Source organism: Ruegeria lacuscaerulensis, assembly GCF_013031245.1.
Lineage (GTDB): Bacteria > Pseudomonadota > Alphaproteobacteria > Rhodobacterales > Rhodobacteraceae > Ruegeria > Ruegeria lacuscaerulensis_C.
The window spans coordinates 124,293-144,759 of sequence record NZ_WPZL01000003.1; the positions used below are offsets into that span (position 1 = coordinate 124,293).

General features: G+C 58.4%; 23 protein-coding genes. 11 read left to right on the top strand and 12 right to left on the bottom strand.

Translation table 11 applies throughout. The features are described from left to right. Positions 1–47: 47 nt before the first annotated feature. Entirely contained in the window at positions 48–839 is a 792-nt protein-coding gene (locus tag GOX66_RS05275) for an FAD binding domain-containing protein (protein ID WP_170760322.1), read from the top strand. Between the two features lie 40 nt (positions 840–879). On the opposite strand, the gene GOX66_RS05280 is transcribed toward GOX66_RS05275, so the two are convergent. Beyond that, positions 880–1,494 carry a MurR/RpiR family transcriptional regulator gene (locus GOX66_RS05280; RefSeq protein WP_237212515.1) on the bottom strand — a complete coding sequence of 205 codons (615 nt, stop codon included), beginning with the start codon at positions 1,492–1,494 and terminating at the stop codon, positions 880–882. 15 nt (positions 1,495–1,509) lie between these two features. After that, positions 1,510–1,791, bottom strand: coding sequence for a MurR/RpiR family transcriptional regulator (locus GOX66_RS25755; RefSeq protein ID WP_237212516.1), 282 nt, complete (start codon positions 1,789–1,791; stop codon positions 1,510–1,512). 72 nt (positions 1,792–1,863) lie between these two features. On the opposite strand from GOX66_RS25755, the gene GOX66_RS05285 reads away from it, so the two are divergent. Next, positions 1,864–2,643 carry a beta-keto acid cleavage family enzyme gene (locus GOX66_RS05285; protein ID WP_170760324.1) on the top strand — a complete coding sequence of 260 codons (780 nt, stop codon included), beginning with the start codon at positions 1,864–1,866 and terminating at the stop codon, positions 2,641–2,643. Next, positions 2,640–3,956: an aspartate aminotransferase family protein gene (locus GOX66_RS05290; RefSeq protein ID WP_170760326.1), complete on the top strand. Its 1,317-nt coding sequence runs from the start codon at positions 2,640–2,642 to the stop codon at positions 3,954–3,956. The genes GOX66_RS05285 and GOX66_RS05290 overlap by 4 nt, the downstream gene beginning before the upstream one ends. 108 nt (positions 3,957–4,064) lie before the next feature. Here GOX66_RS05290 and infC read toward each other — a convergent pair whose 3' ends face one another. The 7 genes from infC to cobA all read right to left on the bottom strand — a co-directional run bounded on the left by infC (position 4,065) and on the right by cobA (position 9,689). Continuing rightward, positions 4,065–4,655 carry a translation initiation factor IF-3 gene (gene infC / locus GOX66_RS05295; RefSeq protein ID WP_473773042.1) on the bottom strand — a complete coding sequence of 197 codons (591 nt, stop codon included), beginning with the start codon at positions 4,653–4,655 and terminating at the stop codon, positions 4,065–4,067. A gap of 116 nt (positions 4,656–4,771) precedes the next feature. Further along, a complete protein-coding gene (locus GOX66_RS05300; RefSeq protein ID WP_170760328.1) occupies positions 4,772–5,605 on the bottom strand; it encodes a ferredoxin--NADP reductase in 834 nt (277 codons plus the stop codon). A 108-nt stretch (positions 5,606–5,713) separates the two neighbouring features. Continuing rightward, entirely contained in the window at positions 5,714–6,121 is a 408-nt protein-coding gene (locus GOX66_RS05305; RefSeq protein ID WP_170760330.1) for a DUF934 domain-containing protein, read from the bottom strand. Next, entirely contained in the window at positions 6,118–6,879 is a 762-nt protein-coding gene (locus tag GOX66_RS05310) for a phosphoadenylyl-sulfate reductase (protein WP_170760332.1), read from the bottom strand. The genes GOX66_RS05305 and GOX66_RS05310 overlap by 4 nt, the downstream gene beginning before the upstream one ends. Further along, a complete protein-coding gene (locus GOX66_RS05315) occupies positions 6,869–8,533 on the bottom strand; it encodes a nitrite/sulfite reductase (RefSeq protein WP_170760334.1) in 1,665 nt (554 codons plus the stop codon). Before GOX66_RS05315 ends, GOX66_RS05310 begins: the two co-directional genes overlap by 11 nt. A 65-nt stretch (positions 8,534–8,598) precedes the next feature. Continuing rightward, entirely contained in the window at positions 8,599–8,913 is a 315-nt protein-coding gene (locus GOX66_RS05320; protein ID WP_170760336.1) for a DUF2849 domain-containing protein, read from the bottom strand. Then, positions 8,913–9,689 carry a uroporphyrinogen-III C-methyltransferase gene (gene cobA, locus GOX66_RS05325; protein WP_170760338.1) on the bottom strand — a complete coding sequence of 259 codons (777 nt, stop codon included), beginning with the start codon at positions 9,687–9,689 and terminating at the stop codon, positions 8,913–8,915. The genes GOX66_RS05320 and cobA overlap by 1 nt, the downstream gene beginning before the upstream one ends. Before the next feature lie 142 nt (positions 9,690–9,831). Between cobA and GOX66_RS05330 the strand changes: the two genes are divergently transcribed. Then, positions 9,832–10,311 carry an Lrp/AsnC family transcriptional regulator gene (locus GOX66_RS05330; RefSeq protein WP_170760340.1) on the top strand — a complete coding sequence of 160 codons (480 nt, stop codon included), beginning with the start codon at positions 9,832–9,834 and terminating at the stop codon, positions 10,309–10,311. A gap of 6 nt (positions 10,312–10,317) precedes the next feature. Here the strand turns inward: GOX66_RS05330 and GOX66_RS05335 are convergent, their stop codons facing one another. Then, the gene (locus GOX66_RS05335; RefSeq protein ID WP_170760743.1) at positions 10,318–11,499 is read right to left on the bottom strand and encodes a cytochrome P450; all 1,182 of its coding nucleotides are present in this window, start codon (positions 11,497–11,499) and stop codon (positions 10,318–10,320) included. A 47-nt stretch (positions 11,500–11,546) separates the two neighbouring features. Between GOX66_RS05335 and GOX66_RS05340 the strand changes: the two genes are divergently transcribed. The 6 genes from GOX66_RS05340 to GOX66_RS05365 all read left to right on the top strand — a co-directional run bounded on the left by GOX66_RS05340 (position 11,547) and on the right by GOX66_RS05365 (position 18,515). After that, positions 11,547–13,280: a sensor histidine kinase gene (locus GOX66_RS05340; RefSeq protein WP_170760342.1), complete on the top strand. Its 1,734-nt coding sequence runs from the start codon at positions 11,547–11,549 to the stop codon at positions 13,278–13,280. Beyond that, a complete protein-coding gene (locus GOX66_RS05345; protein WP_170760344.1) occupies positions 13,277–14,506 on the top strand; it encodes a sigma-54-dependent transcriptional regulator in 1,230 nt (409 codons plus the stop codon). Before GOX66_RS05340 ends, GOX66_RS05345 begins: the two co-directional genes overlap by 4 nt. A gap of 370 nt (positions 14,507–14,876) precedes the next feature. Beyond that, positions 14,877–15,878, top strand: coding sequence for a DctP family TRAP transporter solute-binding subunit (locus GOX66_RS05350; RefSeq protein ID WP_170760345.1), 1,002 nt, complete (start codon positions 14,877–14,879; stop codon positions 15,876–15,878). Positions 15,879–15,992: 114 nt separating this feature from the next. Then, entirely contained in the window at positions 15,993–16,670 is a 678-nt protein-coding gene (locus GOX66_RS05355; RefSeq protein ID WP_170760347.1) for a TRAP transporter small permease, read from the top strand. After that, the gene (locus GOX66_RS05360) at positions 16,670–18,046 is read left to right on the top strand and encodes a TRAP transporter large permease (RefSeq protein WP_170760364.1); all 1,377 of its coding nucleotides are present in this window, start codon (positions 16,670–16,672) and stop codon (positions 18,044–18,046) included. Before GOX66_RS05355 ends, GOX66_RS05360 begins: the two co-directional genes overlap by 1 nt. A 157-nt stretch (positions 18,047–18,203) precedes the next feature. Further along, positions 18,204–18,515, top strand: a complete 312-nt coding sequence (locus tag GOX66_RS05365) for a DMT family transporter (RefSeq protein WP_170760366.1) — start codon at positions 18,204–18,206, stop codon at positions 18,513–18,515. A 6-nt stretch (positions 18,516–18,521) separates the two neighbouring features. Here GOX66_RS05365 and tpiA read toward each other — a convergent pair whose 3' ends face one another. Then, positions 18,522–19,271, bottom strand: coding sequence for a triose-phosphate isomerase (tpiA, locus tag GOX66_RS05370; RefSeq protein ID WP_170760367.1), 750 nt, complete (start codon positions 19,269–19,271; stop codon positions 18,522–18,524). Between the two features lie 126 nt (positions 19,272–19,397). Between tpiA and GOX66_RS05375 the strand changes: the two genes are divergently transcribed. Then, positions 19,398–19,949 (top strand): 2-oxoglutarate and iron-dependent oxygenase domain-containing protein, encoded by a 552-nt coding sequence (locus tag GOX66_RS05375; RefSeq protein ID WP_237212517.1) that lies wholly within the window; start codon positions 19,398–19,400, stop codon positions 19,947–19,949. Here GOX66_RS05375 and GOX66_RS05380 read toward each other — a convergent pair. After that, a complete protein-coding gene (locus GOX66_RS05380) occupies positions 19,915–20,280 on the bottom strand; it encodes a HesB/IscA family protein (RefSeq protein WP_170760368.1) in 366 nt (121 codons plus the stop codon). The two genes, GOX66_RS05375 and GOX66_RS05380, sit on opposite strands and share 35 nt — an antisense overlap. Positions 20,281–20,467: the final 187 nt, after the last annotated feature.

The following is a 20,467-nucleotide window of genomic DNA, read 5'->3' on the forward strand; positions in this document are numbered from 1 at the left end:
CCAAAAAGATGAAGAGCGGAAGAGTGCTCTTTGGAAAGGAAGACGAAATGTACAGTTTCGAGTTTGAGAAGCCCTCGACCATTGCTGACGCGGTCACCGCGTTGGAGGGTGAGGAAGCGCAGGCATTGGGAGGGGGGCAAACCCTGATCCCGACGCTGAAACAACGGCTGGCGGCCCCGTCATCGCTGGTATCTCTGAATGGGATTGCTGAGATGAAGGGGGTGTGCGTCGAGGACGATGGCTCGCTAGCTATTGGCGGTGCAACGACTCATGCGACAGTGGCGCGTGAGGCGGCAGGCAATTACCCGGCGCTTGCGGCACTGGCAGGGCAGATCGGCGACCCGGCGGTGCGCAATCGTGGGACCATTGGCGGTTCGCTGGCCAACAATGACCCGGCGGCTTGTTATCCTGCAGGGGCCTTGGGGTCGGGCGCGACGATCATCACCAACGCGCGTCAGATTTCAGCGGATGACTTTTTTGAGGGCATGTTCACAACAGCGCTTGATGAAGGAGAGATCATCACTTCGGTTCGCTTCCCGGTTCCGCAAGCAGCGAGCTATCAGAAGTTCCTGCAACCCGCATCGCGTTTTGCATTGGTAGGGGTCTATCTGGCCCGCTTTGCGGACGGCGTCCGGGTAGCCGTCACCGGCGCCAGCGAAGACGGGGTCTTCCGCTGGTCCGAGGCTGAGGAAGCGTTGAACAAGGAATTCCGCGGTGACGCGTTGATGGGTTTGCGTATCAACCCGGCCAACATGATTGGCGATCTGCACGGCAGCAAGGAGTACCGCGCGCATCTTGTGGGTGTCATGACGAAGCGTGCCGTGGAAGCCTGCGTGTAATCGGCAAACGATCAGAGCCCCGGTATTTTATCGGGGCTTTTCATATGCGCCGAACCCTTGGGGGCTTAGCCGGTTGCCAATAAGCGCCTGTGTCCTCTCGTGCCTTTTGGTATTCTTCAACCCTTCGGCGGGCTGCGTCCCAACCGGCGTCAAAGAGGTGGCCCAGCAGACACTCCAGAACAGCCATGGCACCTGTAAAGCACGAAAAATGATGCAGAGTGCGGGTGCTGACGGTGAAGGCAGCGTCGGGCTCAACTCCGGGTGCGATCACGTCGCTGTCTGAGATCAGGATAATCTGCAGCCCGTTCTGTTTGGCAAAGCGCATCGATTGGATCGTGTCGGAAGAATAGGGGTGGATCGTGATGGCAATCAGGCAATCGTTTTCGTCGGCGTCCAGCAGGTCGTCAGCAGAACCGATATGTCGTGGAACCAGCTGAATTCCCGGATGTGCCATGTGTCCCGTATAGGAAAAGTAATAGGCCAGCGCGTAGTTTGCGCGAGTCGCGGTCACGAAGCACCGGTGCGCGGAGGTCATGTGTTCAACGGCATGGCGGACGTTTTCGGGTTTCATCAGACGCAGGGAACGTGTGACCGCATTCTGTTCATTTTGAACCAACCTGGCCTGCGTTTTGCTGAAGACGTCTTCAGACCGCATGGTTGTCATCCAGTCCTAGCCCGGGTCGGCCTCCCGGTCCGTCACCAGCGCGATTCTGAGAGGGTCCCGGTATGCCTCAAAACTGTCAAAGCCCAATCGCTGGGCCAAACGGACCAGAACATTTGAACTAGCGCCTATGTCGGCGGCGGAGCCACGGATGGGGTCCAGCCAGAAATCTCCGGGATGGTCGATGATATATTTGGCTGCAGCTTGCAGGCCGGGGGACATACGCCCGATCTCCAGTCGCAGTCGGTCGGTGAGTTGGCTTGGCGTGTTTTGCATGGAAAGAAAAAACATATGTTATCAAATTAGCAAGTAGAAAACAAAACGCAGTCGATTAGATGGAATGAGCAGTTCAGAGGTATGTCGATGTCAGAAACACGACCAGCAAACGAAACAGCCCGGTTACCTTATGTTCTGGTGGCCCCGAATGGTGCGCGGCGGCAGCACTCGGATCACGCGGAACTTCCTGTTTCCTTGGATCAAATCCTGCACAGCGCGCAGACCTGTTTCGAGGCCGGCGCGGATGGAATCCATTTACACGTGCGGGATAAACGGGGACGACATTCCTTGGATGCCGGGCAATATCTGGAGACGATCGCCGAGTTGGGCCGGGTCGTGCCGGACATGGACCTGCAGATCACGACCGAAGCTGCGGGTATTTTCGACGTACCCGCGCAATTTGAGTGTTTGCAGAAGGTGCAACCCGACTGGGCCTCGATTTCCGTGAGGGAAATAGCGCGAGCGCCGGATCTTGCGGCGCGGGTATACGGTTTGTGCGAGGAGCAGGGGACCCGTGTTCAGCACATTTTGTACGACGCAGAGGATGCTGCGTTGCTGGTGCAGTGGCGAAAGGACGGTATCGTTCACAAGGAACAGTCTGACCGTCTGTTGGTCTTGGGCCGCTATACAACCGGTCAGCAGTCCTCGCCTCAAGACCTGGATCAGTTCCCGGTCGGCGCGTCAGACTGGATGATTTGTGCTTTTGGTGCGCAAGAACACGCGTGTCTGGTAGAAGCCGCCGGGCGGGGCGGTGATGTGCGGGTTGGGTTCGAAAACAGCCTGACTGATCGCGACGGGAACACTTGGGAAAACAACGCGGCGTCGGTATCGGCGCTTATCGCCATGCTGGAAAGGGCAACAAAATGAGTCATGTATTTCCACGCCACACGAAGTCTGATTTGCCCGTAGTCGCAGGTGGTGACGGATGCTACCTGATTGACGCGCGGGGTCGGCGTTATCTGGATTGCGGCGACGCAGCCGTGTCCTGTCTGGGCCATTCCAACCCGGCCGTGATCCGAGCGGTAAAAGAGCAGGTCGAGAAGATCGCCTTTGCGCATACCGGCTTTATGACGTCAGAACCGGCAGAGGCGCTGGCTGACCTGTTGATAGAGCATGCGCCGGGTGATCTGGACCGCGTGTATTTTGTATCGGGCGGGTCCGAGGCGACAGAGGCGGCGATCAAACTGGCGCGGCAGTATTATCTGGAGATCGGGCAACCCGAACGGCGGCACGTTATCGCGCGGCGTCAAAGCTATCACGGTAATACTCTGGGTGCTCTGTCAGCGGGTGGGAATGAGTGGCGGCGGGCCCAATTCGCGCCGATGTTGATCGAGATGACCCATATCGCGCCGTGTTTCGAATACGCGGAAAAGCCGGATGGCGAGAGCAGCTATGACTATGGCCAACGGGTGGCCAACGAGCTTGAGGCCGAAATCCTGCGGCTGGGCTCCGATACGGTCATGGCCTTTATGGCCGAGCCGGTGGTTGGGGCCACCCTTGGTGCAGTTCCCGCGGTCGAGGGGTATTTCCAACGCATCCGCGAGATTTGCGACCAGTACGGTGTGTTGCTGATTCTGGACGAAGTGATGTGTGGCATGGGCCGGACGGGGCATCTTTTTGCTTGCGACCACGACGGCGTAGCGCCGGATATTCTGTGCATTGCCAAGGGCCTGGGAGCTGGGTACCAGCCGATCGGAGCGATGTTGTGCACAGGCCGGATCTATGGCGCAATCCGGGACGGTTCTGGGTTCTTTCAGCACGGGCACACTTATATCGGTCATCCGGTTGCAACCGCTGCGGCGCTGGCCGTGGTACGCGAGTTAACCGAACGGGACCTGCCCGCACGCGCGGGAGTTATGGGTGGCAAGTTGCAGGCAGCGCTTGAGGCCGCTTTTGGGCAACACCCGAACATAGGCGATCTTCGTGGCCGGGGGCTGTTTCGCGGCATCGAACTGGTCGCGGATCGCGAGGACAAGACGCCGTTCGATCCGGTGCTCGGCGTAGCCGGAAAGGTCAAGAAGGCCGCGATGGCTGAAGGGTTGATCTGCTATCCGATGTCCGGCACGCGCGATGGTCGATTGGGTGACCATATCCTGTTGGCACCGCCCTTTATTATCGAAGACGCGCAGATTGACGAGCTTGTGAGCAAACTGAGCAAGTCAATTTCAGCCGTGCTCTAGCGGGATCGGGCGCACGGCCTCTTAGCAGCCGTGCGCTTCACGGGTCTATAAGTGCAAAAAAGCCTCCTCAATTTGAGGAGGCTTTGGAAATTTCAGTCTTCGAAGACCTTATTTTTGCGGCAGGGGTCCGATCATCATGATCATCTGACGGCCTTCCATCTTGGGCATGTTTTCGATCTTGCCCAATTCCTTGACGTCCTCGGCCACACGTTCCAGCAGCTCACGACCCAGGTTCTGGTGCGCCATTTCACGGCCACGGAAACGCAGGGTGACTTTGACCTTGTCACCATTTTCCAGAAACTTGAACACGTTGCGCATTTTCACATCATAATCATGCGTATCGGTGTTGGGCCGGAATTTGACCTCTTTCACCTCGATGATCTTCTGTTTCTTGCGGGCTTCGCTCTCGCGTTTTTGCTGTTCGTATTTGAACTTGCCAAAATCCATGATCTTGCAAACCGGAGGATTGGCGTTCGGTGATATCTCAACCAGATCGAGGCCGGCATCAGCGGCAAGTTGCATGGCTTTGGCGGGATGAACCACCCCGACATTTTCACCTTCTGCGCCGATCAGGCGAATTTCGGGGGCACGGATCTTGTCATTGACGCGCGGGCCGGTATCTCGTTGCGGCGGCGCGTTGTGAGGTCTGCGAGCTATGGGTTCATTCCTTTGATGATTGCAGAATTTCGAGCCCGGAATTTAGACTGCTGCGCGTCCCGTTTCAAGCGTCATCCGCGTCGAAACGGTTGAAATTCACAGGATTCCCAGCGGGATTTTGCGCTGGCCAGGCTTATTCCAACGGCCCGCGCGATGGTTCAGCCAACAAAGGCCTTTTCGATCACGAATTCCTTGGGTTCGGAATTGGCGCCTTCGCGCAGGCCGAACTCTTCAAGGATTTCCTTGATGTCCAGGTTGAAGGCCAGCGAACCGCAGACCATGGCCCGGTCGGTGTCGGGCTTTATGCCGCCGTCGATGCCCAGATCGGCGAAGACGGTGCCGTCCTTCAGCAGGTTGGTGATACGACCCATCCTGGGGCTCTCTTCCCGTGTGGTGGTCGGGTAGTAGCGGATCTTGTCGGCAAAGCCTTCGCCCATCAGCTCGGCCAGCATTTCGTCCTGACGGATGCTTTCGATCAACTGACGGCCATACTCCAGCTCGGCCACTTCGCGGCAGGTATGGGTGATGATGACCTCGTCGTAATCCTCATAGGTTTGAGGTTCGCGCAGCAGTGAGGCAAAGGGAGCAAAGCCAGTGCCGGTGGCGAAGAACCACAGGCGTTTGCCGGGCAGCAGGGCGTCATGCACCAGAGTGCCGACCGGTTTGGGCCGCAGGATGATCTGATCGCCCGGTTTGATGTGCTGCAGTTTCGAGGTCAGCGGGCCGTCCTGCACCTTGATCGAATAGAACTCCAGCTCTTCATCCCAGGACGGCGAGGCGATGGAATAGGCGCGCAGCAGCGGCTTGCCGTTGTCGCCCAGAAGGCCGATCATCACAAACTCGCCCGAGCGGAAACGCAGCGAGGCAGGGCGCGATACCTTGAAGGAGAACAGGCTGTCGGTCCAGTGTTTGACGTCCGTTACAGTCTGGGCGTCCGGCAGAACGGGGGCCTTTACGGCGGTTGCTTCGGTCACGGGCTTCATCTCTGTCATCGTTTCACTGCCGGTCTGCTAAACCGACATCTCCGTTTAAGCTTTGATCCACATCAGGAAAAGGGGCAGATTGCCCCTTTCCTTAATTTAAGCTGGCTGTTGGCGGTCTTAACCGCGCAAGCGAGCCTGATAGTTGTTGTCCTGCCAGTTGGCGCGCGCCAGCCACTGATCTTCGGGCTGTCGGTTGGCAAGGGTGTGATCAATTTCGACCTCGTCAAAACCGCTGCGGCGGGCCATGGCGTATTGGTCGGCCAGCACATGGCCCTTGGCACGCAGGCGTCCTGTATAGCCCTTCAGGCGCAAAACACGTGCAATGGTGAAGCCGCGACCATCGGCCGAGGACGGAAAATCCACGCGGACCATCTTCGCGTTTCCCAAACGATCATACAGTTCCTCGGGGTCGGTATCTGATGGTACGTCCAGCGCAACCACATCATTGGCAGCATCTTCCAGCGTGACATAGCCGTCGGTCCAGTCATCGGGGGCGAACCCCTCATCCGTTACGATTACGTTCATGTTTTCTCTCCGGCGCGCACCATCTTGCCATCAACAAAATGGATGCCGCATTCTTCCTTGCTCTGGTCACGCCAACGTCCGGCGCGTGGGTCTTCGCCCTCTTTGACCGGCGAGGTGCAGGGCGCACAGCCGATCGAAGGGTATCCTTTGGCCACCAGCGGATGCCGGGGCAGGTTGTTTTCGTCCATATAGGTACGCACGTCCTCGGGTGCCCAATGGGCCAGCGGATTGACCTTGATCCGGCCGGTGCCATCCTCGACCTCGAAGAACTCGAGCGCGGCGCGTGTGCCCGCCTGAAACCGTTTGCGCCCTGTGATCCAGCCGCAATACCCGTTCAGGGCATGTTGCAGCGGGAACATCTTGCGCAGATTACAGCACGCATCCATATCGCTCAGCCGCAACGCGCCATAAGGGTCTTCGCGCTGAATGTCCTCATCATCCGCGCGGATGATGTGAACGTTCTTCAGGCCCAGACGTTCGCTGACCTCCTGCTGATATTCCAGCGTTTCGGTGAACAGCATCTGGGTATCGATGAACAGGACGGGCGTGGCCTTGTTGACCACAGCCGCCATGTGCAGCAATACAACCGATTCCGCACCGAAGCTGGAGACCAGAGCAAGCTCGTCGATCTCTTCAATTGCGCCGTGCATCACGTCATGGGCGCTGTGGTGGCGAAAACGGGCATTCAGCTCGTCGACCCGTTCGGTCAGTTCGCGTCTGTCCTGGCCCAGTTCCGTCTGGATCAGGTCAAGCGGCATTGGCACGCGCCTCGGGGTAGAGGGCCGCCTTGAACGGTGCCATGCCGACCCGGCGATACGTTTCGAGGAAGGTCTCCTCGGCGCTTTCCCTTTGGTTCAGATAGGTGTCCACAATGCGTTCAACGGCCGGCACGATTTCGTCATAGGCAAAGCCCGGGCCCGTGCGGTCGCCGACCGCTGCGGTTTCTGTTGCGTCACCACCCAGAGTAATCTGGTAGTTTTCGACGCCCGCGCGATCCAGACCCAGAATGCCGATGTGACCGACATGATGGTGGCCACAGGCGTTGATGCAGCCCGAAATCTTGATCTTCAGGTGGCCGATGTCGTGCTCCAGTTTCAAGTCGTCAAAACGGGTCGCAATTTCCTGTGCAACTGGGATTGCGCGTGCTGTAGCCAGCGCGCAATAGTCCATGCCGGGGCAGGCAATGATGTCGCTGATCAGACCGATATTGGCTGTGGCCAGTTCATGCTCTTTCAGCTTCGCGTGGATCGCGGGCAGGTCGGACTTGTGAACATGCGGCAGGATCACGTTCTGCTCATGGCTGATGCGCAGTTCGTCATATGCGAACTCTTCGGCCAGATCAGCCATCACGCGCATCTGCTCGGCAGTTGCATCGCCGGGCGTCTGGCCATGCTTCTTGATCGAGATCGTCACGATTGCATGGTCTGCGTTCTTGTGCGGCGCAATGTTGGTGTCGACCCACGAACGGAAGACCGGATCGTTGGTATAGGCGCTTTCGAACGACGCAACCGAACCTTCGCGGAAGGCGGGTGGCGCGAAGTGGCCCTTGATCTCTTCCAGCAGGTTCATGTCTGCGCCCTTGAACTGCGGGCGAACCTGCAGGAAGCGCTCATTGACCTTGGCGCGGATGGTGTCGATGCCGTTCTCGTGAACGGTGATCTTGATGCGTGCCTTGTACTTGTTGTCGCGGCGACCAATCTGGTTCCACACGGAAACAGTGGCCTCCAGATACGCCAGCAGATCGTCAAAGGCGACGAACTCGGACAGTTCCTTGCCGATCATCGGGGTGCGGCCCAGACCGCCGCCCACAATGACACGGGCGCCCAGAACGCCGTCACGCTCGACCAGTTGCAGGCCGATGTCATGCGCCTTGATCACGGCGCGGTCGTTTTCCGATCCTGTGATGGCGATCTTGAACTTTCGCGGCATGAACTGGAATTCCGGGTGGTCGGTGGACCACTGACGCAGCAGTTCGGCATAGGGGCGCGGATCGGCGATCTCATCCGCGGCGGCACCGGCGAAATGGTCGGCGGTCACGTTGCGGATGGTGTTGCCCGAGGTCTGTATGGCGTGCATGCCAACCTCGGCCAGCGCGTCCAACATATCCGGCACGTCTTTCAGTTTCGGCCAATTATACTGGATGTTCTGACGCGTGGTGAAATGGCCATAGCCCTTGTCCCACTTTTCTGCCAGCAGGGCCAGTTGGCGCATTTGCGCGCTGGACAGCGTGCCATAGGGAATTGCGACCCGCAGCATATAGGCGTGCAGCTGCAAATACAGCCCGTTCATCAGGCGTAGGGGTTTGAATTCGTCTTCAGTCAGCGAGCCGTCGATGCGGCGCTCGACCTGAGCGCGGAACTGCGCGTTACGTTCTGCCAAAAATGCTGTGTCGAACTCGGAGTAGCGATACATGATTAGCTGTCCTTAGTTGCAGCCCCGAACCTTGGGGCCTTGAAGGGGAGAGAGAGGGCCAGAGGTCAGGCCCGGGGCTGCGGGGAAGTTTCCTGTTTGCCGTGGGCATAGTTGGACGGACCAGTCCGGCGGAAGTCTTCCCGGAAATGGGTGGGCTCGGGGCCGTTTTCGCCAGCGACTGCATCCGCCAGATAGGCGCCAACGATCTTGTTTGCCTGGCGCTCGGCGTCCAGCAGGCGGACCTGCGCGTGGGCTTCGTCGGTGATCAGCTCGGCCTCGGATAGTTCGCGCGACCAGCGATCGTCTTCGGTCAGGTAGATGACGTCACCTTCCAACAGGTCGTTGGCGGTCACCACTTTGGGGGTAAAAGCGCGGGCCATCAGGCGTGCTCCTTTTTGAATTCGGTCAGGGCCCGGGCCGCTTGTCGCGGGGCGAGGCCATAAAATGTAAGGGTGGGGCCGTCCATTTCGGCGGCGGTAAGGTCGGTCGGCAACTGGTTCAGCGTGGTGGCCAGAATGCGCTGATCGGAGCGCGAGGCGTTTTCCACCAGCGTCACCGGCGTATCGCGGTCAGCGCCGTGCATGATCAGGCGGCCCTGAATGAAACGCGCGGACATTTTGCCCATGTAGATCGCCGCAACAGAACCAGGGCGCGCCAGTGCGTTCCAGTCGTGATCGGCAAAGCCCTTCATGTCGTGGCCGGTCAGAATGCGCACAGACGAATTACGGCCACGGCGGGTCAGGCTTTGGCCAATCCCGGCGACGGCTGCCGATGCAGCAGTGATTCCGGGTACGATCTGCCATGTGATACCTGCAGCCTCGACCGCTTCGATCTCTTCGTCCAGACGTCCGAAAACGGTTGGATCTCCGGATTTCAGCCGCACCACGCGCTGACCTTTCAAGGCGTAGTCCACCAGCAGGGCGTCGATGTCTTCCTGTTTCCAGGATGGGCCGAATCCGGCCTTGCCGACATCAATCAAATCAGCGGACTTTCCGGCCAGTTCCAGAACCTCGGCACTGATCAGGCGATCATGCAGCACGACGTCAGCGCGCTCGAAGGCACTCAGCGCCTTGAGCGTCAGCAATTCCGGATCGCCCGGGCCCGCGCCGACAAAGTCGACGTGTCCAATGCCATCATGAGAATGCGTAAACTGCATGTTCCGTCTCGGGTTGGTTTGACTTGACCTGCAATATAGGAAATATTCCCGGTAATACGCTATATGGGCGCATAAATAAGAACATTCGTTCCCTTGGGGTCGCCAAACGGGACGTGAGTTCCGAAACAAAGGAAAAATTGGAATGTCGGTGCGGATTGATGATACGGATCGGAAAATTCTGGTTGAGCTGCAGCGCGACGCCAGCCAATCGCTGGACGAAATCGCGGCTCGTGTCGGCAGTTCCAAGACGCCGGTCTGGAATCGAATCCGCAAGCTGAAAGGCGCGGGTGTGATCGGTCAACAGACCGTTCTGCTGGACGCCGAAGCGCTGGGGTTCGAGGCGACTTTTTTTGTCCTGATCCGCACCTCGGAACATGAGGCAGAATGGCAGCGCAAGTTCCTCAAGGCGCTACGCGACCGACCCGAAGTACAGGAGGCGCACCGACTGGCGGGGGACATCGACTATATCCTCAAAGTGCGCGTCAAGAACGCAAGAGCCTATGATGTGTTCTATCAAACACTGATCTCGGAAGTTCGGGTTCACAATGTGACCGCGCTGCTGTCGATGGAAGAGATCAAATCAACGACCATGCTGCCGCTGAACGCGCTGATGGAAAACTAAGACGGCTCAGACCTGGACCATTAGTCGGGTCAGCCCGTGGAAGTGGTAGGTGTTCGAGTACTCCGGCTCTGCGGTAAGGCGCATGTTCGAGCATCTCTCGAACAGCGCAGTCAACGCAATGCGCATTTCCAATCGTGCCAGCGGTGCCCCGACGCAGAAATGCAAACCGCCGCCGAAACTGGTATTGGTGACAATCGGACGACTGGGGTCAAACGTGTCGGGGTCAGTCCAAACAGCGGGGTCCCGGTTCGCGGCGCCAAGCAACAGAGCGACTTCATCACCGCGTTTGAATTCATGGCCAAAGACCTCAACGTCCTCATACGCAAAGCGCGTGAACATGTGCAGCGGCGGGTCATAGCGCAGGATTTCTTCGACCAAACCGTCAATTCGATCCTGCGCAAAGACCAATGGGTCAATGCCCAATTCCAGAACCATTTTGACGCCGTTTCCAAGCGAATGGACCGTTGCCTCATGCCCGGCATTCAGCAGCAGAATGCAGGTGGCCACCAGTTCGTCGCGCGACAGTTTCTCGCCGTCTTCTTCGGCAGCGATGAGGCGAGTGATCAGATCGTCCTGCGGGTCGTTGCGGCGTTGCTCGATATAGTCGCCAAGAAAGGCCGTAAAGTCCTGCGCGGCGGCCGCGGCGATGTCCTCGGTCTGACGGGTGCGGCTGGCCTGGTACATTGCCACCATGGCATGGGACCAACGCAACAGGTCACGCGACATGTCCTCGGGCACACCCAGCAGGCGGCAGATCGTAATCACCGGCACCTGCGTGCAAAACGCATCCAGCAAGTCAAAAGGACTCGTGGGAAAGCGGTCAATCAGGGTGTGACTGAGATCCAAAATGGAAGGCTCCAGTGCGGTAATCGCGCGCGAGGTAAAAGCCCGCATGACAAGCGCGCGCAGACGAGTGTGCCGGGGCGGCTCGGCCTCAAGGAGGGAATGCGCCTCGACATTTAACCAGGGCGCAAGATGGGCTGGTCTGGGGCGTTGCAGTTCAGCGGGAACTTCGCGACCAAAACGGCGGTCTTTCAGCAAGGCCTGCACAGCCCGGTGCGAAACCGCCGCAACCTTTTCGTAGTCATCCCAATAGACAAGATCACCCTCAGCCCGGGCCATGTCATAAAACGGGTAGGGGTTTTGCACGAAATCCGGTTTGACCGGGGATTGGAACACCGTCTTCATGCGGCGCAGACTTGCCATGCGGCGCGCTGAATGCAAGACCCTATGTCATGTACCGAGTTTGGGTCATATTGAGTTTTCTGTTTGCCGTCGGGCTGTTGTCCGCCGGAGTTTGGTCCTACGGCTATCGGCAGGCGCTGTCGCAACTGAGCGAAAAGGCCGAGGCTGACCTTGAACTGGCCGCCGACAGGCTGAGCACACAGATGCAAGGCTATCAGGAACTGGCAGTGCTGATGGCAAATCATCCCGTCCTTGAAGTGCTGGAAACTCCGGCTCAACGGCGGGCGGCGCAAGCGGTGCTGCTGGATGTGGCCGATAAGACGGCGGCTGCCAATATGATGTATCTGGACCGGAGCGGTCGGGTCCTTGCCGCGGCTCAGCCGGCAGCGCAGCGCAATATGGCCGGGCATCCCGCCTTTGAGCGCGCCATGCAGGGCGCGATGGGTAGCGCGCACGGCGTCCAGCCGGTCAGCGGCGATCGGATCTATTCCTATGCAGCACCAGCCTTTAGTCCCTCGGGGCAGGTGGTGGGCGCGTTGATGGTCGTCGCCGATGTTCAGGACGTTGAGCAGACCTGGCGCGGCAGCACCGAGGCTGTTTTCTTTGTCGATGGAGATGGGGTGGTCTTTATCTCGAACCGGTCCGACCTGTTGTTCTGGCACCGTGCCGACGAACAACGGGGGCTGACATCTCCGGAAGGTGGAACGGTGGATTTCGCCACGACCCAGGTCGGCGAACACGAGCTGTGGAAGCTGAACTGGGGACGTTATCTGCCCCGTCACGCACTACATCTGACGCTGGATCTGCCGGTCATAGACATGACCGCAGAAGTTTTGGTCGATGTGGCGCCGGCTCGGCGTCTGGCCGGGTTGCAGGCCGCTACGGTTGCCGCGATCTGTATGGCGTTCGGCGCGTTGCTGTTTCTGGCGACCGAGCGCAGGCGTACATTGGCCGAGGCCAACACGGTTTTGGAAAGCCGTGTTGCGCAGCGAACCCGCGATCTTACAGTCGCAAATACCTCACTGCGCCGGGAAGTTCACGAACGGCAAGAAGCAGAGGCAGCCCTGAAGCATGCGCAGGAAGAACTTATTCAGGCCGGCAAGTTGAGTGCGCTAGGGCAGATGTCGGCCGGAATCAGCCACGAACTGAACCAGCCCCTGATGGCAATCCAGCAATTCGCAGACAACGGGGCGGCATTTCTGACGCGTGGGCGGGAAGAAAAGGCAGCTGAAAACCTGACCCGTATTTCAGACATGGCGGCCCGGATGGCGAGGATCATCAAAAACCTGCGCGCCTTCGCCCGCAATGAAAGCGAACCCATGGGCAAGGTTGATCTGGTGCAGGTGATCGACACAGCGGTGGAACTGACCGAGGCGCGGTTGCGGGCCGACGAAGTCGCGATGGAGTGGCAGCCGCCTGACAAGCCCATCTATGCATGGGGGGGAGAAGTTCGTCTGGTGCAGGTTTTTGTGAATCTGATCAACAACGCCGCCGATGCGATGAGCCAGCAGGAAGACCGGCTTGTTCGTATTGAAATCAACAACGGAAAGATGCTGGCCGTTACGGTGCGGGATATCGGGCCGGGTATCGAGAACACGGAGAAACTGTTCGAACCGTTCTACACGACCAAAGCCGTTGGGACGTCCGACGGGATGGGGCTTGGTCTTTCGATCTCTTATGGTCTGGTCCAGAGTTTTGGCGGCAACATTCGCGGTGCTAATGCGCAGACCGGCGCGATGTTCACTGTTGAGCTAGAGTATTACAGGGAAGACGAGGTGGCATGACGCGTAAGGTACTTCTGGTCGATGATGACGCCGCAGTGCGTGAGGCGCTGGCGCAGACGCTGGAACTGGCCGACTATGACGCGGTCACGGCAGGTTCCTTCGTTGCTGCCAAGGACCACATTCGAGCGGATTTTCCGGGTGTGATCGTTTCGGACATTCGGATGCCTGGCCGCGACGGGTTCCACTTGCTGAACTACACGCATGACATTGATCCGAATCTGCCTGTAATCCTTCTGACCGGCGAGGGTGACATTCCCATGGCAGTGCAGGCTATGGGGCAAGGCGCGTTCGACTTTCTTGAAAAACCTTGTGCGGCGGCCGATCTGCTTGAGGTTCTGGAAAAGGCATTCAACAAACGCACTGAGATTCTGGAACAGCGTGCTTTGAAGCACGAACTTGAGCGCGGAGACCCAGCCGCGCGGTTGTTGTTCGGTCTGTCCGCTCAGGCCGAGGCGTTGAGAGAACGCGTGCGGACAGTTGCTCCGACCGGTGCCGAGGTGCTGGTGACCGGGCCTGCGGGAAGTGGGATTTCCAAGGTGGCCGAAGTTGTCCATCTGATGTCACCGCAAGGGCAGGGGCCGTTTGTCAAAAGGCCCTCGTCCGGATTGTCGGCCGATGATCTGGGGCGGGTGTGCGAGGATGCGGCGGGGGGCTCTCTGTTCCTGGATGAAATCTCGGCGATGCCCGAAGCCACTCAACATGCTGCACTGGAAATGGTCGAACAGGGCGTAAGCGCGCGAATTCTGGCGGGTACAACCGCCGATCTTGCGCGTTTGTCCTCTGACGGTCGGTTCCATGCGGACCTTTTCTATCGGCTGGACGTCATGCGCGTGCGCATTCCTTCGCTGGCGGAACGGCCCGAAGACATTCCTGTGATCTTTCGACACTATGTTTCCCAGGCGGCGGAACAGGCCGGAATTGCAGAGCCGGAAATAACGTCCGAACATCTGGCGTCGCTAATGGCCAGTGACTGGCCGGGCAACGCGCGATCCCTGATGTCAGCGGCGATGCGGTTCGTATTGGGAATGCCGGATGAGGTCGCCCAAGCCACGGATCTGGGTCTGAGCGAGCAAATGGCGCGGGTCGAACGGTCGTTGCTGATTGCCGCTTTGGGGCGGCACAACGGTAAGGCCTCGGATGCCGCCAAAGCTCTGAAGCTGCCGCGCAAGACGTTTTACGACAAGCTGGCGCGCTATCAGATTCGTCCGGAGGATTATCGCAGATAGCTGAAGATCCTCCCGCCCCCTTTTTTCGCATTATCATGCGGTTAAAGGCGTTGGGCCGGGCAGTCCGCTGTCACGGACTGCGGGTGGTTTGAAATTTGGATGTAATGATTCGGTTTCAATGATTCGAGAACAGTGCGGAAATCCGCACAACAGGTTTCGGACATGTGCGATTTTCCGCACACCGGTGGTGGCTGTTGTTTTCTTCGGCATTGGCGGCGGCCATAACATTCTAATATCGTAGAGAAAAATATCAAAATCCCATTCGCGTAACAAAAAGTTGAGTGGTGACAGTCGATTCGGTTCACTTTGCGGCGTGGGGTGCTGATCCGGTGCCCATTGGAGATTGTGAAAGTCTGGGAGGAAGAGGTTAATGAAATTCCTGACAACGGCTGCAACCGCAGTTGCGCTGACCGTAACCGCGACAGCAGGCACGGCCGCCTGCGATGACAACGAGATCGTCGTGAAGTTCGCGCATGTAACGAACACTGACAAACACCCCAAAGGCATTGCGGCCTCGCTGCTGGAACAACGCGTCAATGACGAAATGAACGGCGTGATGTGTGTGGAGGTCTACCCGAACTCGACGCTTTACAATGACGACAAAGTGCTCGAGGCGATGCTGCAGGGCGATGTGCAGCTGGCCGCGCCGTCGCTGTCTAAGTTCGAAAAATTCACCAAACAGTTCCGCCTGTTCGACCTGCCGTTCATGTTCAAGAACATCGATGCTGTCGACGCGTTCCAGGCCTCGGCTGAAGGTCAGGCGATGAAGGACAGCATGCAGCGCCGCGGCCTGCAGGGACTGGCCTTCTGGCACAACGGCATGAAGCAGATGTCGGCCAACAAGCCTTTGGAAGATCCCTCGGATGCGGATGGTCTGAAATTCCGTGTTCAGTCCTCGGACGTTCTGGTGGCGCAAATGGAAGCCATCGGAGGCAGCCCACAAAAGATGGCCTTCTCGGAGGTTTACGGCGCGCTGCAGCAGGGCGTTGTGGACGGGCAGGAAAACACCTGGTCAAACATCTACGGCAAGAAGTTCTTCGAGGTGCAGGATGGTATTACCGAGACCAACCACGGCATCATCGACTATCTGGTGGTGACGTCCGTGGACTGGCTGGACAGCCTGGATCCTGAAGTACGGGATCAGTTCCTTACAATCCTTGCCGAAGTCACCGAGACCCGGAACAAAGAAGCCTTTGCCGTGAACGAAGCGGCCAAAGCGTCGATCACCGATGCGGGCGGTATCATTCGTGAGCTGAACCCGGAACAGCGTCAGGCCTGGGTTGATGCGATGAAGCCGGTTTGGGACAAGTTCGCGGACGATGTTGGTCAGGACAAGATCGACGCCGCTCAGGCGATCAACGCCGGGTTCTGATCCCGGATCAGGCCGCGCGTCCGGGGACTGGGGAGTTATCGACGCGCAGGCCGGGCGGGCCGAAAAAGGCCCGCCCCAATCCTTCTCATCAACAAAAATTGTGGGGACAGAGAGATGTCTGGTGCGAATTCAGGCCATGGCGGGCTGGTCGACCATATCGAAGAAACCCTGATCGCGGTGCTGTTGGGCCTGATGACGGCCGTGACCTTTGCCAACGTGATCGCGCGGTTCGCGTTTAATTCCAATATCTTGTGGGCGCTGGAGCTGACCGTGTTCATGTTCGGCTGGCTGGTCTTGCTGGGCGCGTCTTACGCGGTAAAGAAACACGCCCATCTAGGGGTTGATGCGATCCTGAACATGCTGGCCCCTGCGCCGCGCCGGATGCTGGCGCTGATTGCGGTGGCCTGTTGTCTGGTGTTCTCGCTGCTGTTGCTGAAGGGGTCGTACGATTACTGGGCGGTATTTGCCGACCTGCCGCCGACCTCAGGCCGTTGGTTCCCCACAGGGTTCGACACCGGTGCCCGCAGCCAGAGCTTCTATGAGGTCGATGACATCCCGATGGTCGCCCCGCTGCGCTTTCTGGAAGACCTGATCAACTATGGCGAGGGGTACGAAAAACTGCCCAAGGTTGTGCCGTACCTTGTGCTTCCGGTTTCGATGCTGCTGCTGGTGATCCGCTTTGCGCAGGTCGCAGTTCAGATCTGGCGCGGTGAAACCGACCGCCTTGTCGCCAGCCACGAAGTCGAGGACGAGATCGAAGAGGTCCGGGCTCAGCAAGGAGAGCATGACTGATGGACGTAGTACTTCTTTTCTCGATGGTCATCGGCCTGCTGCTGATCGGTGTTCCGATTGCGGTGTCCCTTGGCCTCAGCTCGACCCTGTTCCTGCTGATCTATTCAGACAGTTCACTGGCCTCGGTTGCCGGCACGTTGTTCGAAGCGTTCGAGGGGCACTTCACCCTGCTGGCGATCCCGTTCTTCATCCTGGCATCGTCCTTCATGACGACAGGTGGCGTGGCGCGACGGATCATCCGGTTCTCAATCGCTTGCGTGGGCCATCTGCCGGGTGGTCTGGCGATTGCGGGTGTGTTCGCCTGTATGCTGTTTGCGGCGCTGTCGGGGTCGTCTCCGGCGACTGTGGTCGCCATCGGCTCCATCGTCATCGCCGGGATGCGGCAGGTGGGTTATTCAAAGGAATTCGCCGCCGGTGTGATCTGTAACGCGGGTACGCTGGGCATCCTGATCCCACCGTCCATCGTGATGGTTGTTTACGCAGCCGCCGTTGAAGTCTCGGTCGGGCGTATGTTCCTTGCGGGCGTCATTCCGGGCCTGATGGCAGGTCTGATGCTGATGGTTACAATCTACGTCATGGCGAAGGTCAAGAACCTGCCCAAGGGTGACTGGAATGGTTGGGGCGAGGTTTTTGTCTCGGCCCGCGAAGCCGGGTGGGGTTTGTTCCTGATTGTGATCATTCTGGGTGGCATCTACGGTGGTATCTTCACGCCGACCGAGGCCGCCGCGGTGGCTGCGGTGTACGCGTTCTTCATTGCCAGCTTTGTCTACAAGGACATGGGACCGCTGAGAACCGAAGGGGATGCGCGCAATATCCCATTGCTGAAAAAGCCCTATGCTCTGATCACGGCATTCTTCCATCCGGACACCAAACACACCTTGTTCGAGGCGGGCAAGCTGACCGTCACGCTGCTGTTCGTCATTGCCAACGCGCTGATCCTGAAACATGTGCTGACGGACGAACAGGTGCCCCAACATATCGCCAGCGCCATGTTGTCGGCGGGTCTGGGGCCGGTGACATTTCTGATCGTGGTGAACGTGATCCTGCTGATCGGTGGTCAGTTCATGGAGCCTTCGGGCCTGCTGGTCATCGTGGCGCCTCTGGTCTTTCCGATTGCCATCGAACTGGGCATCGATCCGATCCATCTGGGCATCATCATGGTGGTCAACATGGAGATTGGAATGATCACGCCTCCGGTCGGTCTGAATCTGTTCGTGACTTCAGGTGTGGCGGGCATGCCGATGATGAGTGTGGTAAAGGCCGCGCTGCCGTTCCTGGCGGTTCTGTTCGTCTTCCTGATCATGGTGACGTACATCCCGTGGATATCGACCTTCCTGCCCAATACCTTCATGGGGCCGGAGATCGTGACCAACTAGATGGGTATTTGAAAGTTGGAGCCGGGCGGCTGGTACGCCCGGTTTTTCTTTTCCATGGCCTTGAAGCGCCAGATGGTTTTCTTACCTAACAGCTGAGGACGACCTCCCCAAAATGGGCGATCATTCGGGACGACCCGAGTTGAGAAGGGGTGTCCTTATGTCCTGGATATACCTGTTATTCGCTGGCTTGCTGGAAATCGTCTGGGCCGTGGCAATGAAACAATCTGCCGGTTTCACACGGTTCTGGCCAACCGCCATCATGGGCGTGTCAATGATCGGGTCTTTCGGGCTGTTGGCCATGGCGATGCGGACGCTGCCATTGGGTACTGCTTACGTCATCTGGACCGGCATCGGCGCGGTCGGCGCGTTTCTGGTCGGAGTGATGCTGTTGGGAGAAACGGCGAACGCCGCGCGCATCGTCGCGGCGGTTCTGATCGTGACAGGACTGGTGACGATGAAGCTGGCCTGAGTGTGCTCAGGCCTTTTGCAGGGCGTCGATGATGCCCGAGAAATCTTGCGCCTTAAGGCTGGCACCACCCACCAGCGCGCCATCCACATTCGACACGGCAAAGATATCCGAGGCATTGGACGGTTTGACCGAGCCGCCATAAAGCAGGCGGACGGAACGACCGACGCCTTCGCCAAAACGTCGCTCAAGACGAGTACGGATGAAATCGTGGACCTCTCCGATTTCGTCAAGCGTCGGAACTTTGCCTGTGCCGATCGCCCAGATCGGTTCATAGGCGACAATAAGGTTCTCACCTGTTGACTGGTCCGGAATTGAGCCGGACAACTGGCCACCGATGATGTCCAGCGTATTGGCCGCCTCCCGTTGCTCAAGGCTTTCGCCAACACAAACGATCGCCTTCAACCCGGCATCCATTGCGACACGCGCCTTGGCTCGGACGTCCTCGTTTTGCTCACCATGGTCCTCGCGGCGTTCGGAATGGCCCAGAATGACGGCATTCGCACCGGCATCGACCAGCATGTCGGCGCTGATGTCTCCGGTATGCGCCCCCGAGATCGCGGCGTGACAATTCTGTCCCCCAACGGTGATATCTGTGCCGCGCACTGTTTCCGCTGCTCGGTAAAGCAACGTGGCTGGGGGGCAGATCAGGACGTCGATCGAAGGGTTAGGAAAGGAGCGGGCAAGCTCCTCCAGCTCGCTCAACGCAGCAGCTGTTCCATTCATCTTCCAATTACCAGCCGCCAGCTTGCGCCGCATTTCGCATTCTCCCTGAGATAGTTCATTGTTCTGAAATCCGGATAACATCGCCAGCCCGGTCTTACAATTCCGGTTGCAGAGTACGCGGCAAAACGGCAGGTTCCGCGCGTATAAAGTCAGGTCAGAATGATCGAAGTACTTGATCTGGAAACACTGGACTGGCGTGACCCGACCGAGTTGGGCAAACTGTTGCACGCCGTTGGAGAAGTGGGGTTTTTGGTCGTGTCCAACAACGGGTTGAAAGGCGACCGAGTGCTTCGGGCGATCGGTGCGTATCGCGATTTTGTCCACTTGCCCGAAGCCGCGAAAGCGGGCGTCGATATGGCCCGCACCGGGTCAAATCGCTGTTGGGCGCGTCCCGGTCCGAGCAGGTGGATCCAAATGCGAACCCGGATTTCAATGAGGTGTTTGATTGCGGGATTGAAGTGCCATCAGACAACCCATATGCCGCCGCGCAGCGTCGACACCGAAATTGATACACCGAAGGCGCTGCTACGAGGCAATTTCTACCCTAGTCGCCCTGCTTGGGCAGGGAGTCGGGACAATGGTATCGGACCTCGCCGGGCTCAGGCGCGACCATTCGCGCAGGCGAGCACCTTACTCAGCGCTTTAATGAAACGTATCTGCACCTTAAGGCAGCGTCTTAATTCTGGGGTGTCAGGCTCTCATCGAATTTGATCGACTCTCCGCATCCGCAAGCGTCCACGACATTTGGATTGCGGAATTTGAAGCCCGATTCCAAAAGAGTCACTTCGTAGTCGATCTCGGTTCCGAACAGGAACATCTGCGCCATGGGGGCAATCATGACACGCGCGCCGTCCTGTTCGACGACCTCGTCATTCGTGTCCGGCTGGTCCACATAGTCCATCGTGTATTCCATGCCGGCGCAGCCGCCTTTCTTGACTCCAATGCGCAAACCCGCATGGCCGCCTGAGGCCATCAGGCGTGCAATCTGCTCTGCAGCTTTTGGCGTCATTGTCACGGCTTGTTTGCCGGGAATGCCGAACATAGTGATCTCCGTCGTCGCGCGTTACCTCCAATCTAGTGCCGAGAGCCCACAGGCTCAAGACATAGCAGGTATGCTTACCTAACTTTTAAGACCTGGACGCGAGAACATTGTAATCGGAGCGCGGGTTGGTGCTTGCCTTTTGAAACAAGGTCACCTTAGCCTGAACGCGGAGTCCTCGGGCTGAGGT